The sequence below is a fragment of the Williamsia herbipolensis genome (genome assembly GCF_000964005.1).
Lineage (GTDB): Bacteria > Actinomycetota > Actinomycetes > Mycobacteriales > Mycobacteriaceae > Williamsia_A > Williamsia_A herbipolensis.
In genome coordinates this window covers 49,846-65,164 of the sequence record NZ_JXYP01000014.1, presented here as the reverse complement: position 1 = coordinate 65,164, position 15,319 = coordinate 49,846, and the positions used below count along the sequence as shown (strand labels likewise).

The window sequence follows — 15,319 nt, the reverse complement described above, 5'->3', positions numbered from 1 at the left end:
CAGTGCGTAGGATCGCACCCGTTCCATCATCGGCGAGCCAGTGACACAGGAGTTCCATGACCGCCCTGACCACCGATCTCGGATCCTCGGATCAGACGGTTCCGACGGCTGTCCTCATCCTCGCCGCAGGCGCGGGCACCCGGATGAAGTCGTCGGTGCCCAAGGTGCTGCACCGCATCTGCGGTCGCACCCTTCTCGCCCATTCGATTTACGCCGCCTCCGGGCTCGACCCCGATCACCTCGTCGCCGTCGTCGGCCACGAGCGCGAACGGGTCACCGAGGCGTGTGCCGAGGTGTCCGAGACGATCGGTCGGCCGATCTCGACCGCGGTCCAGGAGACCCAGGACGGCACCGGCGGGGCGGTGCGCGCCGGCCTGACCGGACTGCCCGACGAGTTCGACGGCATCGTCGTCGTCACCGCCGCCGACGTACCGCTGCTCACCGGCGAAGCGCTGCGCGAACTGCGTGACCACCATGTCGCGACGGGCTCGCACGTGACGCTGATGACCTCGACCGCTCCCGATCCGACGGGCTACGGCCGCGTGCTGCGGACTCAGGACGGGGAGGTCACCGAGATCGTCGAGCAGGCCGACGCGACGCCGCAGCAGAAGCTGATCACCGAGGTGAACTCCGGTGTCTACGCGTTCGACTCGACCACGTTGCGTGCGGCCCTCGGCCGGCTGGGAACCCAGAACGCGCAGAACGAGGTGTATCTGACCGACGTCGTCGCGGTCGCGCGGAGCATGGGGAAGACGGTGCACGCCAACCACATCGACGACGCCGCTCTCGTCGCCGGTTGCAACGACCGGCTGCAGCTCAGTGTGCTCGGCGCGGAGCTGAACCGTCGGATCCTCGTCGATCTCATGCTCGGCGGTGTGACCGTGGTCGACCCCGGCACCACCTGGGTCGACATCGACGTCCGCGTGAAGGCCGACGCAGCGCTGCTGCCCGGCACCCAACTGCACGGTCGCACCGTGGTCGGCGAACACGCCGTGGTGGGACCCGACACCACCCTCACCGACGTCGAGATCGGCGACGGCGCCTCGGTGGTCCGTACGCACGGCAGCGAATCGGTGATCGGCGCCGGCGCCCAGGTCGGCCCGTTCGCCTTCCTGCGGCCCGGGACGCACCTCGGCGCCGACGGCAAGATCGGCACCTTCGTCGAGACGAAGAACGCCACGATCGGCGAGGGATCGAAGGTGCCGCACCTGACCTACGTCGGCGACGCCACCATCGGCGAACACAGCAACATCGGCGCCTCGAGCGTCTTCGTGAACTACGACGGCGTCTCCAAGAGCAGGACGACCGTCGGTTCGTACTGCCGCACCGGTTCGGACAACATGTTCGTGGCGCCGGTGACCGTGGGTGACGGCGCCTACACCGGTGCCGGTACCGTGCTCAGGCAAGATGTCCCCCCGGGTGCACTGGCGATCTCGGGTGGGCGTCAACGCAACATCGAGGGGTGGGTCGCCGACAGACGCCCCGACACCCCGTCCGCGCACGCAGCCCGCCGTGCGTCGGAGGCCGCCGACACCACCGGCGACCAGGCCGATCCGGCGAAATCGACAGAGATGGACGAGCAGTGAACTGGACAACGGACAATCAGAAGAACCTCATGCTGTTCTCCGGTCGCGCCCACCCGGAGCTCGCCGAGGCCGTCGCCAAGGAGCTCGGCGTCGAGGTCACCCCGCAGACCGCGCGTGACTTCGCCAACGGCGAGATCTTCGTCCGGTTCGAGGACTCGGTGCGCGGCTCCGACGCCTTCGTGCTGCAGAGCCACCCCGCTCCGTTGAACACGTGGCTGATGGAACAGCTGATCATGATCGACGCCCTCAAGCGCGGATCGGCCAAGCGCATCACCGCGATCCTGCCGTTCTACCCCTACGCCCGCCAGGACAAGAAGCACCGCGGACGCGAGCCGATCTCGGCCCGCCTCGTCGCCGACCTGCTCAAGACCGCCGGCGCCGACCGCATCATCACCGTCGACCTGCACACCGATCAGATCCAGGGCTTCTTCGACGGCCCCGTCGACCACATGCACGCCCAGGGTCAGCTCGCGGAGTACGTGCGGACCAAGTACGGCACCGACAACGTGACGGTGGTGTCGCCGGACTCCGGTCGTGTGCGCGTCGCCGAGAAGTGGGCCGATTCGTTCAACGGCGCACCGCTGGCGTTCATCCACAAGACGCGAGATCCGCTGGTGCCCAACCAGGTCAAGTCGAACCGTGTGGTCGGTGACGTCGAGGGGCGTCTGTGCGTCCTGATCGACGACATGATCGACACCGGTGGCACCATCGCCGGCGCGGTGCGCGTGCTCAAGGACGCCGGCGCGGGTGACGTCATCATCGCCACCACCCACGGCGTGTTCTCGCACCCGGCTGCCGAGCGCCTCGCGTCGTGTGGTGCACGTGAGGTCATCGCCACCGACACGCTGCCGATCACCCCGGACAAGCAGTTCGAGACCCTCACCGTGCTGTCCATCGCACCGCTGCTGGCCCAGACGATCCAGCAGGTGTTCGAGAACGGTTCGGTGACAAGCCTGTTCGACGGTCACGCCTGATCGCCGTGGCGCCCACCACCGGCCCGGACACCGACGGGGCCACGATCTTCCACAACCCGAAGTGCTCGACCTCGCGCAAGGCCCTCGACCGGCTGCGGGAGTCGGGTGTGGAACCGACGATCGTGAAGTACCTCGACACGCCGCCGACGCGGGCCGAGCTGGTCACGCTCATCGCCGACGCCGGCATCGAGGTGAGCGCCGCGGTCCGTCGGCGTGAACCGTTGTTCGCCGAACTCGGTCTCGCCGACGCATCCGACGACGAATTGCTCGACGCGATGGTCGCGCACCCACGTCTCATCGAACGACCCTTCGTGGTGACCGCCCGCGGAACCCGCCTCGCCCGCCCTCTCGATCGGCTCGACGAGATCCTCTGAGCGCGAGCCTGTTCGGAGCCGATACGCCGGGCCGGCCGTCAGTGCGACGGCAGGTGCGGACGCATCGACGGCACCACTGCCCCGCACATGCCGCGGAGCACGGCCGTCGTGAGATGCCACCGATCGAAGTCGTCGTGCCAGGCGACGATCTTGCCCGCGCGGATCTCGGCTCGTCCTCGGACGGACAGCTGGACGCGGACCCGACCCAGCACGACGTGATCGGTACGTACCGTCCGCACCACGTCGATCTCGCCCCCGTCCGCGTCGTTCCCGCCGGGCTCGAGGTCGATCGAGGCGATGGCGACGTCGAAGCCGCGTGACGTCCCGACCATCCGGGTGAGCATGCGCGTGACCTCGGACCGCCCCCGTCGCGACCACAGGACGCCGCACCGGTAGTCGACATCGGGTGCCAGGAGGTGCTCGGCGATCTCGGCGTCGCCGACGGCCAACGACTCGAGGAATCGGACGGCGACGTCCTCTGCCGACCACAGGAGGCAGTGGTGCGCGGAGACGCTCACGGTGCGGCCTCCTCGGGACGGTCGGGTGTTCGGGTGCGGTACGGAGGACCCATACTCCGCGTGACGCACGACACCGACGCCAACTCGACATGACGGGACGGCGAACAATGCCTGAGACGAACCCGTGAATGCGCGGCCGATCCCAGCTCACGGATGTGACACGGCGTTCGGCGCTGCGCTATCGTTGCCGTCGTTGACCGGCGAGGGTGAGTGCGCAAGCGCCCACCGTTATCGGCGAGGACCAACGTGCGTTCACCTGATGTGGATGTCGATGCCCGCCGCCGAGTGCCGCGACCGACCCGAAAACCAGCATTCAGGAGACACTCATGGCCACCCAGGCGAACCCGTTGACCGTCACCACGCGCACCGAGCGCGGCAAGGGCGCGGCCCGTCGCGCGCGCCGCGCCGGCAACGTTCCCGCCGTGCTCTACGGCCGTGGCACCGACCCGCAGCACCTCGCGCTCCCCTCGCTCGAGTTCGCGGCCATCCTGCGTAACAACGGCACCAACGCCGTCATCGAGCTCGACATCGAGGGCACCAAGCAGCTCGCGCTGACCAAGCAGGTCGACGTGCACCCCGTGCGCAACTACATCGAGCACGCCGATCTCCTCGTGATCAAGCGCGGCGAGAAGGTCACCGTCGAGGTCACCGTCGTCGTCGAGGGCGACCCGCAGCCCGGCACCCTGGTCACCCAGGACGCGAACACCGTCGAGATCGAGGCCGACGTCATGTCGATCCCCGAGCAGATCGTCGTCTCGGTGGAGGAGGCCGCGATCGGCTACACCGTCACCGGCGCCGACCTCGAACTGCCCGAGGGCGTCACCCTCATCTCCGATCCCGAGGTGCTCGTCGTCGCCGTCAACGAGGCTCCGACCGAGGAGGACCTCGAGGCCGAGCTCGACCAGGACCTGCTGCCCGACGCCGAGGGCGAGTCCGAGGGCGACGAGGCCTCCGCCGAGGGCGAGGGCGACGAGTCCGCGTCCGAGGGCGACTCCTCCGACGACTGAGTGCGTCTCGTCGTCGGTCCCGGCAACCCGGGACCTCGCTACGCCGCCACGCGCCACAACATCGGTGCGATGGTGGTCGACGCGATGGTCGCCGGGGCCGGCGAACGTTTCAAGCTCCACAAGCGATCCGGCGCCGACATCGCCACGGTGTCGGTGGCCGGATCGTCTGTTCTCGTCGCGCGACCACGCGTGTTCATGAACGAGACCGGCCGCCAGGTCGGTCCGCTGGCGTCCTTCTTCTCTGTCGACCCGACCGAGGTCATCGTCGCCCACGACGAGCTCGACATCGACTTCGGTCTGGTGCGCCTCAAGCGCGGCGGCGGCGAGGGCGGCCACAATGGACTTCGGTCCATCTCGTCGGCGTTGGGGACCCGCGACTATCTGCGGGTGCGCCTGGGCATCGGTCGTCCGCCCGGACGGCAGGACCCGGCCGATTTCGTGCTCAAACCGTTCGCGAGCGCACAGCGCACCGAGGTCGACCTCATGATCGGCAACGGTGTCGACGCGATCGAACTGCTCATCACCTCGACGCTCGAGGATGCGCAGAACACCGTGCACGCTTGGTGAGTCACACCTGATCGACGGTTCCCGTGTCCGCGACAACGACGTCGGCGCGAAGCCCGCACGACCCGTTCCCGCATCGACGACGATGACGGCCCGCGACACATCACCGAGGAGATCACCGTGACCGCCATCAAGGCCAACAAGGGCCGCGAGAACGTCGCCATGCTGGGGATCGGAGCCTACCGCCCGACCCGACTGGTGAGCAACGCCGAGGTCTGCGAGACCCTCGATTCGACCGACGAGTGGATCTTCGAGCGCAGCGGCATCCGCAACCGCCGCTACATCAGCGGTGACGAATCGGCACGATCGATGGCGGTGGCCGCAGGCGAGCGCGCGATCATCAACTCCGGGATCCCCCGGGAGAAGATCGGCGCGGTCCTCCTCTCGACCCTGAGCTGGAAGACCAAGATCCCGCAGGGCGCACCGTCGGTCGCCTTCGACCTGGGCATCAACGGTGTCGCGGCCGTCGACCTCGCGCCGGGGTGCAGTGGATTCGGCTACGGACTGGGCATCGCATCGGACATGGTGCGGTCCGGTTCGAGCGAGTACGTGCTCCTGATCTGTGTCGAGACACTGTCGGTGGTCCTCGATCCCACCGACCGCAACACGGCCTTCATCTTCGGCGACGGCGCGGGCGCGGTGATCGTCGGACCGAGTGAGGAGAACGGCATCTCCCCCACCGTGTGGGGCAGCGACGGCGAGAACGCCGAGGCAATCGGCCAGAGCTACGACATCATCGAGTACATGGATCGCGCGCAGGAGCACCAGGCGCTCGACCCCGACACCGACCCGGTCAACCGCATGGTGGTCACCATGCAGGGCCCGCGCGTCTTCCGCTGGGCCGCCATCACCCTGCCGAAGGCGTTGGCCACCACCCTCGCCGACTCGGGGGTGTCGGTCGACGACATCGAGGTCTTCGTCCCCCACCAGGCCAACGCCCGCATCAACGAACTGATGAAGAAGAACCTCGGCTTCGGCGACCACGTCGCGATGGCCAACGACATCGAGAACACCGGCAACACCTCGGCCGCCTCGATCCCGCTGGCGATGGAGGAGATGCTCGCGACCGGCAAGGCCAAGGGCGGCCAGACCGCGCTTCTCCTCGGCTTCGGTTCGGGCCTCACCTACGCCGGCCAGGTCGTCACCCTCCCCCCGAACCCGACGATCACCAGCCTCTGACGCCAGCGGTAGCAGTTCGTATCGCTCACCGACACGCACTGCTACCGCTCTTCGCCTCCGCCCGGAGTGACATGCGTTTCCGTCGATCTCGACGGCAACCATCTCGGCGGTGAACGCCGCATCGACGACGTACCCGCACTTCGGGTGGTTGGCCGTCCATCCCGTGATACGCGCCGATCGCAACAGCCGATGCAGGAGTCGCTCGGCCACCGATCGCGCACCCGACTCGGCGCCCAGCAGGTGGCGTGTGGTGGCTCCCGCCCCGCGGCGACCCGGGTATCGCGCGTGCGCGTCGCGCAGTTGACGGAGTGACACCCTGCCGCGCAGCAGCGCGGAATCGAGGATCTGGCTGCCCGACGATGCCGCCGCCTCGATCACCGTCAGTGGCAGCGCTGTCACGCGCAGGTGGCGGCGTTCGACGACGTCGCACGACTCGAGATCGCTTTGCACGACCTCGATTCCCACGACCGGCGTCCCGTGCCGCCCCCGAGGGACCGTGACCGTGGCCGACCGGGGATCGGCATCGATCAGTCCGTGCCACCACGCCGCCGATGTCGAGGACAGCACCGCCCGCGGTCCGAGCGACAGACAAGCGATCCGCATCCTCGCCTGCGTCGACATCGCACGATCGGCGGCGAAGTAGACGCCGCGGCCGACGCGTTCCCATTCACCGGTCACGACGCGCCGCTGGACCGCAGACCGGTCGAGCCCGACGGCGGCGGCCTGGGTCAGCGTCACCACCCTGTCGTGAGCGGACAGCAACGCACGGAGATCTGGCGACATGTAATGTACGACGCCGAAGCCCTCCCGTCGGTTCCGCTCGTTCGATCGGTAGCGGTGTGTGTCGCGCGGCGACACTTACTGCTACGGATTCGCGATTTTCGCCTGACCAGCGGCGTCGCGTAACCTGGCCCCGGTGAGTGCCAGTCCCGACACCGTTGCCCGAGAGGTCGCGCGTCGGCGTACCTTCGCCATCATCTCCCACCCCGACGCGGGTAAGTCCACGATGACCGAGGCGCTCGCGTTGCACGCCCGGATGATCAGCGAGGCGGGTGCCATCCACGGCAAGGCCGGCCGCAAGTCGACGGTCTCGGACTGGATGGAGATGGAGAAGGCGCGCGGGATCTCGGTCAGTTCCACTGCGCTGCAGTTCAATTACACGATCTCCGATCCCGACACCGGCGACACCGAGGTCGCGGTCATCAACCTCGTCGACACACCCGGCCACGCCGACTTCTCCGAGGACACCTACCGGGTGCTCACCGCCGTCGACGCCGCGGTCATGCTCATCGACGCCGCGAAAGGCCTGGAACCGCAGACGCTCAAGCTCTTCCAGGTGTGTCGCCACCGCGGGGTGCCGGTGATCACGGTCGTGAACAAGTGGGATCGGCCCGGTCGCACACCGCTCGAACTCATCGACGAGATCAGCGAGCGCATCGGCCTCACCCCGACACCGCTGTACTTCCCGGTCGGGATCGCCGGCGACTTCCGCGGGGTCCTCGACCGACGCACCGGCGAGTACATCCGCTTCACCCGCACCGCCGGTGGTGCGACCATCGCCCCCGAGGAACTGCTCAGCCCCGATGCCGCCGCCGCGCGCGAGGGCGACGAGTGGACCGCCGCGGTCGAGGAGAGCGACCTGCTGTCGGAGATGGGCCAGGACCACGACGAGGAACTGTTCCTCGCCGGGGAGACCTCACCCATGATCTTCGCCTCCGCCGCACTGAATTTCGGTGTCCGACAGCTTCTCGAGGCGCTCGTCGAGCTCGCCCCGCCGCCCGCGGGTCGCGAGGGCATCGACCACCACGATCGCGAGGTCACCGACCCGTTCAGCGCGGTGGTGTTCAAGGTGCAGGCCGGCATGGACTCCTCGCATCGAGATCGTCTGGCGTACATGCGGATCGTGTCGGGTGAATTCGAGCGCGGCATGGTCGTCACGCACGCCCAGACGGGAAAACCGTTCGCCACCAAGTACGCCCAGGCCGTCTTCGGTCGCGACCGGTCCACCGTCGACACCGCCTATCCGGGCGACGTCGTCGGACTGGTCAACGCGATGGCGCTCGCGCCCGGCGACACCCTCTACACCGACGAGGCGGTCGAGTTCCCGCCCATCCCGTCGTTCGCGCCCGAGCACTTCGCGGTGCTGCGCGCCGAGAGCGCAGGCAAGTACAAGCAGTTCCGCAAGGCGATGGATCAGCTCGACTCCGAGGGCGTGGTGCAGGTCCTGCGCAACGAGATCCGCGGCGACGCCTCCCCCGTTCTCGCCGCGGTCGGGCCGATGCAGTTCGAGGTCGTCACCGCGCGCATGAAGAGCGAGTTCGGGGTCGAGACCTCCATCCAGAACCTCCCCTACTCCCTGGCGCGCCGCACCGACGCCGACAGCGCAGCCGACCTCGGCCGTCAGCGCGGGGTCGAGGTGTTCACCCGGAGCGACGGTGTGATGCTCGCCCTCGTCAGCGACAAGTGGCGTCTGCAGTACATCGAGAAAGAGCATCCGACACTGACGTTGGAACCCCTTGTCGCCACGGCGGACTGATCCGACGACACGAACACTCGCACTGGTCGCGGTCGCCGGGATCCTCGGTGGCATCGTCGCCTGCGGGACGCAGACCTCGGGGATCACCGCCGGCGACCGCCCGGGTTCGACGACCGCCTCGTCGACGGCACGGGTGGACGCCCGTGTCGACGACTCCGACTGCGACGCAGCCCCGCCGACCGGTGCGGTGACCCGCGCACCGGGTGGCCTGGTGTTCTCCCGCGGTGAGGCACGCGCACGCGTACAACGCATTCCCGCACCGATCGCCCCCGAGCGACGTCCCGGCGAATCCGACCCCGACGACGTCAGCAGCGCAGATGGCTGTTTCTCGTTCCCGCGCTGGGGAAATCGCGACGTCGTGGTGCCACTCGACAGCGCACTGTTCGTGTTCGCCGACAGCAGCGCCGACGGTGTGATCGTCGAGGTGTCCCTGGCCGACCTCGTCTCCCGCACCGACCTGACCGGTCAGGTCACGGTCGTGTCCGATGGAGACGTGTTCGCCTCGGCGACGTGCCCGGTGCAGATGTCGAGCGTGAACGAGGCGCGTACCGCAGGACGTTTCCGATGCCCGTCGGCGGAGTCGGTGCAGACCAACCCGTTCGCGCCCGACGACTCCATCGACTCCGCGGATCGTCTTCCGGAGTCGCCGACCCCGGTGATCCCGGGTCCGTCCGCGCCGTCACCGCCGACGACCACGACGCCAGCGCCTGCCGCGGTGCTGTCGGGGTGGTTCGTCCTCGACCGATAGGTCGCCCCCGTCAGTCGCCCGTCAGTCGCCGACGATACGTGCGATCTCACCGACGTCGACGGCATCGACCTCGGCGGGACTGAAGTGGGGGTCGCGGTCCTTGTCGACGAGCACCGCGCGCACACCCTCGGCGAAATCGGGGGTGGCGCAGATCCTCTCGGCCGCGCGCAGCTCCCGCTCGAAGCACTCGTCGAGCAGCGACGAGGCCCCGAGCTCGATGAGCCGGGCGGTCACCAGGAGGCTGGTCGGCGACCCTGCCGCCATCAGGCTCACCATCTCCGCGGCCCAGTCGTCGCCCACGGCGCCACGCAGGCCGCCGAGGATCCCGGGAACCGAGCTGTCGCCGAAGTACTCGGCGATCTTGGTGAGCGGTAGATCGGTGTCGTGGGCGGCGTCGACATCGACACCGAGCCCCAGCGCTTCGACCAGCGGCGCACCCGACCGGATCGAGTCGGCGACCGCACCGAGACGCTCACGGGGCACGTAATGCGTTGCCAGGCCCAGGGTCACGGCGTCGGAACCGGTGACGCGGGCGCCGGTGAGGCCCAGCCACATCCCGACTCCGGCGGGCAGACGTGGCAGGAAGTAGGTGGCGCCGATGTCGGGGAAGAAGCCGATCGCGGTCTCCGGCATGGCCATCAGGGCCTTCTCGGTGACGACGCGGATCTCGCCGTGCACGCTGATCCCGAGGCCGCCGCCCATCGCCGCACCGTCGATGAGCGTGATGTAGGGCTTGGGGTACTCGGCGATGAGCTGGTCGAGTTCGTACTCGGATCCGAAGTACTTCGTGATCGCCGCCGCGTCGCCGGAGAGTGCGTTGTCGCGGATGGCGCGGATGTCACCTCCGGCGCAGAAGGCCCGCTCGCTGCCCGAGGTCACCAGCACGGTCTCGACGGTGTCGTCGTCGGCCCACCGTCGCAGGACGTCGGTCATGTCGTCGATCATGGTCTGATCGAGCGCATTCAGGGCCTTGGGCCGATCGAGGACGATCTCGCCGACCCCGTTCGCGACCGAGCTACGAATGTAGGACATGCACGTACCGTACTAGCCCCACTGTTCGGCGAGTTCCATCCACTCGGTTTCGGCGGCTTCCTTCTCCGCCACCACCGAGGTGAGCTCGGAGTCGAGTTCGCGGAGGCGGCCGGCGTCGGTCGCCGCGGCAGCGAGCAGTCCGTGCAGCTCGGTCTCGCGGGCGTCGAACTTGGCGATCTGACGTTCGAGCCGCTTCATCGCCTTCTGTGCGTCGCGCTCGGCTCCGGCGTCCCGAACCGGTGCCGCGGCAGGCGAATCCGATCGCCCCGCCACCGACGAGACCGGGGTGGCACCGTCGCCCTGGCGCGCGCGGCGCTGCAGGTACGACTCGATGCCGCCGGGAAGGTTGGTGAGCCCGCCATCGCCGAAGAGCGCCCAGGTGCTGTCGCAGATCCGCTCGATGAGGTAGCGATCGTGACTGATGACGACCATTGTCCCGGCCCAGCCGTCGAGGATGTCCTCGAGCTGCTGCAGGGTGTCGATGTCGAGATCGTTGGTGGGCTCGTCGAGCAGCAGGACGTTGGGCTGCGCCATCAGCACACGGGTCAGCTGCAGCCGACGACGTTCGCCACCGGAGAGGTCGCCGACCGGGGTGCGCTGTCGGGCCGGGGAGAAGCCGAGGCGCTCGGCGAGCTGGCCGGCCGAGATCTCCTTCTCCTGCTTGGTGCCCGCGCCGATGGTGATGCGCCCGGCCACGTCCTCGACCGCCTCGAGCACGCGCATGTCGGTGGGGAGATCGTCGAGTTCCTGTCGCAGCCAGCCGATGGACACCGTGGTGCCCTCTTTGCGACGGCCCGGGTCGACCGGTACCTCACCGGCCAACGCGCGCAGCAGTGTGGTCTTCCCGGAGCCGTTGATGCCGACCAGACCGATGCGCTCACCGGGCTGCAGTCGCCAGGTGAGGTTCTCGACCAGCACCCGGTCATCGGGTGTGCGCAGGGTGGCGTCCTCGAGTTCGATGACGACGCGGCCGAGCCGCCGCTTGGCGAACGTCGACAGGGCCACGCTGTCGCGCACGGGAGGGACGTCGGCGATCAACTTCTCGGCGGCCTCGATGCGGTACTTCGGCTTCGAGGTCCGTGCCGGCGGCCCGCGGCGCAGCCACGCGAGTTCTTTGCGGGCGAGGTTGCGGCGACGTTCCTCGGCGGCGTCGGCGAGGCGTCCCCGCTCGGCGCGCGCGTAGATCCAGTCGTTGTATCCGCCTTCGTATTCCGTCACCGATCCGTGTGCGACCTCCCAGGTGCGCGTGGCGACGGTGTCGAGGAACCACCGGTCGTGGGTGACGACGACGAGCGCGCTGCGGCGGTTCACGACGTGGTCGGCGAGCCACTGCACACCCTCGACGTCGAGATGGTTGGTGGGCTCGTCGAGGATCAGCAGGTCGAGGTCCTGCACCAGTGCCGCCGCGAGCGCGACACGGCGACGCTGCCCGCCCGACAGCTCCTCGACGCTGCGGTCGAGTCCCCCGTCGAGGCGGTCGATACCGATACCCGCCAGCACCGCGCGCACACGTGCGTCCGACGCCCACTCGTGTTCGGCGACGTCGAGCGGCCCGAGGACCACGTCACCGACGGTCGACCCGGGTGGCAGCACGCCGCGCTGGGTGACCGTCGCCATGCGGACGCCGCCGGCGATCGACACGCGACCCGAGTCGGGCTCGGTGATGCCGGCCAGGATCTCGAGCATCGTGGTCTTGCCGCCGCCGTTGAGGCCGACGACGCCGATCCGTTGACCTTCCTGCACACCGAGACTCACCGAGTCGAGCAGCGGGGTGATCCCGAAGCTCTTGCTGATCTTCTCCGCGTTGACCAGGTTGCTCACCGGTCGTCTCCGATCGTCTCGTCGGGCACCACACGTGCGCCCGGGACCGGACCGCTCGCGATCCGGACCGAACGGCAGACGCCGGCACCGGCCAGTTCGGCGGCGATGTCGACCGCGTGGTCGGCGTCGTCGCACAGGAATGCACATGTCGGCCCCGACCCGGACACGATGCCGGCCAGGGCGCCGGCCTCGGTGCCCGCGCGCAGGGTGCGGCGCAGCGTGGGCATCAGCGACAGGGCCGCCGGTTGCAGGTCGTTGCACAGGGCGGGCGCCAGTCGGCGCGCGTCGCCCGCGGCGAGGGCCTGCAGGAGTTCGTCGGGCGGGCCGGCGCGATGTTCCCCGGTCGCCGATCCCGCGCGCAGGTGGTCGAGTTCGCGGTAGACCTCCGGCGTCGACAGTCCGCCGCCGGCGACCGCGATCACCCAGTGGAACGATCCGCGCGAGAGCACGCCGACGAGCTGTTCGCCGCGGCCGGTCCCGAGGGCGGTGCCACCGCGCAACGAGAAGGGGACGTCGCTGCCGATACCGGCGGCCACCGACGACAGGTCGTCGCGGTCGATGTCGCTGCGCCACAACCTGGTCAGGCCCACCAGCACCGCGGCGGCGTCGGCGCTGCCACCGGCCATGCCCCCTGCGACCGGGATGCCCTTGGTGATCTCGACGGCGACCTCACCGCGGTGGCCGGTCATGGCGGCCAGTGCGTCGATCGCGGTCCAGGCCAGGTTCGTGTGATCGGTGGGGACGGCGTTCGCGTTGTCGCCGATCACCGTTATGGATCGGCGATCGGCGGGCGCGACGGTGACCTCGTCGCTCAGCGACACGGCCTGGAAGACGGTCTCGAGCTGGTGGTAGCCGTCGTCGCGGAGATCACCGACACCGAGGTGGAGGTTGATCTTGGCGGGTACCCGCACACGAACGGGCCGGGGGACGACAGACAGCACGACTGTTCAGCCTAGTCGTTCGGCGGCGGGTCGCCTGCCACGGCGGCCAGGCGCACGTAGTCGGCGACGTCGAGCCGTTCGCCGCGCAGCGTCGGGTCGATATCGGCGGCGCGCAGGCGTCGCTCGGCCTCGGTGGGCGACCCGGCCCAGCCGGCCAGCGCGGCGCGCAGTGTCTTGCGTCGTTGGGCGAAGGCCGCGTCGATGACGGCGAACACCCGACGGCGGGTGACGGCGTCGGTGGGCCACGGCATCTCGCGTCGATCGACGCGCACCAGCCCCGACTCGACCTTCGGTTCGGGCCAGAACACACCCGCACCGACGGTGCCCGCGCGGCGGACATCACCGAAGAACCGGGCCTTCACGCTGGGGACGCCGTAGATGCGTCCCCCGGGTGTGGCGGCCAGCCGCTCGGCGACCTCGAGTTGCACCATCACCAGGGCGGTCCGGATCTGCGGGAGTTCGGCGAGCAGGTGCAGCAGCACCGGGACCGCCACGTTGTACGGCAGATTCGCGACCAGCGCGGTGGGCGGCACCGGGAGGTCGTCGGCCGAGACGGTCAGGGCGTCGGCACCGACGACGGTCAAGCGGTCGGCCTGCGCGGGCGCGTGGTCGGCGATCGTGCGGGGCAGCGCGCCGGCGAGCACCGGATCGATCTCGACCGCGGTCACACCTCCGGCCACGGCCAACAGCGCCAGCGTCAGTGAACCCAGTCCGGGGTCGACCTCGAGGACCTCGTCGTCCGGACCCACGTCGGCGCCGGCCACGATGCGTCGCACCGTGTTGGCGTCATGGACGAAGTTCTGCCCGAGGGTCTTGGTGGGACGGATCCCGAATTCGGCGGCGAGTGCGCGGATCTGGACCGGTCCGAGCAGCCGGGGAGGGTTCTGGGAGTCGCTCAGCGCAGGCCCAATTTTGCCGAGCACGACGGCCAGGCGCCCCACCCCTGGGCGGCGAGGGTCTTCTCGGCGACGGCGATCTGCTCCTCGCGGGTGGCGAGGTCGGCGCGCGGCGCGTACTCCTGGCCGCCCCAGCGGTCCCAGGTGTTCTGGTCGAACTGCACGCCGCCGTAGAAACCGTTGCCGGTGTTGATGGCCCAGTTGCCGGTCGACTCGCACTGCACCAGCTGATCCCACACCGAGCCGTTCGGGACGAACGGGGCGCCGGGCTTGGTGCCGACGTTGACCTGCGCGGCGACCGGCTGCTCGAGCTCCTGCGAGCCGAGCTTGACCCGCTTGGTCTCCTTGCCGTTCACGGTGGTGACCGAGTACGTCACCTGCTGGGTGCCGGGCTTGCCGGGGACCTTCACCTCACGCTTGTCCTTGACGAGCTCGGGGTCGGGGGTCTCCTTGTCCGGCGCGGTCAGCGGCTCGGTGGCCTCGACCTGCTCGGTCCGGATGCGGGTGACGGCGATGTTCATGTTCGCGGTGACCGCGGTGTCGGCGGCAGGGACGACGGTGTCGTCGCCGGCCAGCGGCGCACCCATGTCGGCGAGCAGCTCGCCCACGGTCTTCGCGGCGACCTCGGGGGTCGACTTCTTCGTCGCGTCGACGAGGGTGACCTTCTTGGGCAGCGTCACCGACAGGGCCGCTCCGTCGACCGGCAGCGTCTCGGTCCGCGGGGCCTGCACGTCGATCGTCGGCGACGCGAGGTTCTCCTGCGCGAGCGCCTGCTCGACGGTGACCGCATTGGTCTTGACCTCGCGCTTGGCGCCGTCGACGTCGATCACGAGGGTCTTGAGGCGGTGGAACGTGATGGTCTGGCCGTCGGCGACGCCGGCCGACGGCTTCGGGCTGACGAGGTCACCGTTGGCGGGCTCGTACCCCTGATCGGCGAGGACGTCCTCCACCGACGAACGCATGGTGGCGACGGTGACGATCTTGCCGTCGACGTCGATCTTCACGGTCTTGTGCATGACCACACCCATCACGCCACCCGCGAGAAGGGTGAGGAGCAGGGCGGCGACGGCGACGCGCACCTTTGTGGAGTTCGAATCGTTGATCTTGGCTAAAAAAGACACACGTCAGTTTCTTGTCGGGGAC

General features: G+C 69.1%; 15 protein-coding genes and 1 pseudogene. 9 read left to right on the top strand and 7 right to left on the bottom strand.

Annotated elements, in window-relative coordinates; translation table 11 throughout:
• The first annotated feature begins 56 nt into the window (after positions 1-56).
• The 3 genes from glmU to arsC are packed head-to-tail and all read left to right on the top strand — an operon-like array spanning position 57 to position 2,934.
• The gene (glmU, locus tag TU34_RS06165; protein WP_045821983.1) at positions 57-1,586 is read left to right on the top strand and encodes a bifunctional UDP-N-acetylglucosamine diphosphorylase/glucosamine-1-phosphate N-acetyltransferase GlmU; all 1,530 of its coding nucleotides are present in this window, start codon (positions 57-59) and stop codon (positions 1,584-1,586) included.
• Positions 1,583-2,560 carry a ribose-phosphate diphosphokinase gene (locus tag TU34_RS06160; protein WP_045821982.1) on the top strand — a complete coding sequence of 326 codons (978 nt, stop codon included), beginning with the start codon at positions 1,583-1,585 and terminating at the stop codon, positions 2,558-2,560. The genes glmU and TU34_RS06160 overlap by 4 nt, the downstream gene beginning before the upstream one ends.
• 5 nt (positions 2,561-2,565) lie before the next feature.
• Positions 2,566-2,934, top strand: a complete 369-nt coding sequence (gene arsC / locus TU34_RS06155) for an arsenate reductase (glutaredoxin) (RefSeq protein ID WP_045821981.1) — start codon at positions 2,566-2,568, stop codon at positions 2,932-2,934.
• Positions 2,935-2,972: 38 nt separating this feature from the next.
• Here the strand turns inward: arsC and TU34_RS22275 are convergent, their stop codons facing one another.
• Positions 2,973-3,452, bottom strand: a complete 480-nt coding sequence (locus TU34_RS22275) for a limonene-1,2-epoxide hydrolase family protein (protein WP_052688777.1) — start codon at positions 3,450-3,452, stop codon at positions 2,973-2,975.
• Positions 3,453-3,778: 326 nt separating this feature from the next.
• Between TU34_RS22275 and TU34_RS06145 the strand changes: the two genes are divergently transcribed.
• The 4 genes from TU34_RS06145 to TU34_RS24265 all read left to right on the top strand — a co-directional run bounded on the left by TU34_RS06145 (position 3,779) and on the right by TU34_RS24265 (position 6,845).
• Positions 3,779-4,459 carry a 50S ribosomal protein L25/general stress protein Ctc gene (locus TU34_RS06145; RefSeq protein ID WP_045821980.1) on the top strand — a complete coding sequence of 227 codons (681 nt, stop codon included), beginning with the start codon at positions 3,779-3,781 and terminating at the stop codon, positions 4,457-4,459.
• Positions 4,460-5,026: an aminoacyl-tRNA hydrolase gene (gene pth / locus TU34_RS06140; protein ID WP_045821979.1), complete on the top strand. Its 567-nt coding sequence runs from the start codon at positions 4,460-4,462 to the stop codon at positions 5,024-5,026.
• A gap of 159 nt (positions 5,027-5,185) precedes the next feature.
• A complete protein-coding gene (locus tag TU34_RS06135; protein ID WP_045822230.1) occupies positions 5,186-6,202 on the top strand; it encodes a beta-ketoacyl-ACP synthase 3 in 1,017 nt (338 codons plus the stop codon).
• Positions 6,203-6,704: 502 nt separating this feature from the next.
• Positions 6,705-6,845, top strand: coding sequence for a hypothetical protein (locus TU34_RS24265; protein ID WP_238981190.1), 141 nt, complete (start codon positions 6,705-6,707; stop codon positions 6,843-6,845).
• Between the two features lie 56 nt (positions 6,846-6,901).
• On the opposite strand, the pseudogene TU34_RS24260 reads toward TU34_RS24265, so the two are convergent.
• Positions 6,902-6,985 (bottom strand): annotated as a pseudogene (locus TU34_RS24260) (hypothetical protein); the annotation flags it as partial.
• Positions 6,986-7,118: 133 nt separating this feature from the next.
• On the opposite strand from TU34_RS24260, the gene TU34_RS06125 reads away from it, so the two are divergent.
• Together TU34_RS06125 and TU34_RS06120 are read left to right on the top strand one after the other, a co-directional pair.
• A complete protein-coding gene (locus TU34_RS06125) occupies positions 7,119-8,738 on the top strand; it encodes a peptide chain release factor 3 (RefSeq protein ID WP_045821977.1) in 1,620 nt (539 codons plus the stop codon).
• Positions 8,719-9,486, top strand: a complete 768-nt coding sequence (locus TU34_RS06120; protein ID WP_045821976.1) for a hypothetical protein — start codon at positions 8,719-8,721, stop codon at positions 9,484-9,486. The genes TU34_RS06125 and TU34_RS06120 overlap by 20 nt, the downstream gene beginning before the upstream one ends.
• 21 nt (positions 9,487-9,507) lie before the next feature.
• Here TU34_RS06120 and TU34_RS06115 read toward each other — a convergent pair whose 3' ends face one another.
• The 5 genes from TU34_RS06115 to TU34_RS06095 are packed head-to-tail and all read right to left on the bottom strand — an operon-like array spanning position 9,508 to position 15,297.
• Positions 9,508-10,518 carry an enoyl-CoA hydratase/isomerase family protein gene (locus tag TU34_RS06115; RefSeq protein WP_045821975.1) on the bottom strand — a complete coding sequence of 337 codons (1,011 nt, stop codon included), beginning with the start codon at positions 10,516-10,518 and terminating at the stop codon, positions 9,508-9,510.
• A gap of 12 nt (positions 10,519-10,530) precedes the next feature.
• Positions 10,531-12,339: an ABC-F family ATP-binding cassette domain-containing protein gene (locus TU34_RS06110; protein WP_045821974.1), complete on the bottom strand. Its 1,809-nt coding sequence runs from the start codon at positions 12,337-12,339 to the stop codon at positions 10,531-10,533.
• The gene (locus TU34_RS06105) at positions 12,336-13,280 is read right to left on the bottom strand and encodes a 4-(cytidine 5'-diphospho)-2-C-methyl-D-erythritol kinase (RefSeq protein WP_045821973.1); all 945 of its coding nucleotides are present in this window, start codon (positions 13,278-13,280) and stop codon (positions 12,336-12,338) included. The genes TU34_RS06110 and TU34_RS06105 overlap by 4 nt, the downstream gene beginning before the upstream one ends.
• An 11-nt stretch (positions 13,281-13,291) precedes the next feature.
• Positions 13,292-14,212 carry a 16S rRNA (adenine(1518)-N(6)/adenine(1519)-N(6))-dimethyltransferase RsmA gene (gene rsmA, locus TU34_RS06100; protein WP_045822229.1) on the bottom strand — a complete coding sequence of 307 codons (921 nt, stop codon included), beginning with the start codon at positions 14,210-14,212 and terminating at the stop codon, positions 13,292-13,294.
• Positions 14,176-15,297: a resuscitation-promoting factor gene (locus tag TU34_RS06095; protein ID WP_238981189.1), complete on the bottom strand. Its 1,122-nt coding sequence runs from the start codon at positions 15,295-15,297 to the stop codon at positions 14,176-14,178. Before TU34_RS06095 ends, rsmA begins: the two co-directional genes overlap by 37 nt.
• Positions 15,298-15,319: the final 22 nt, after the last annotated feature.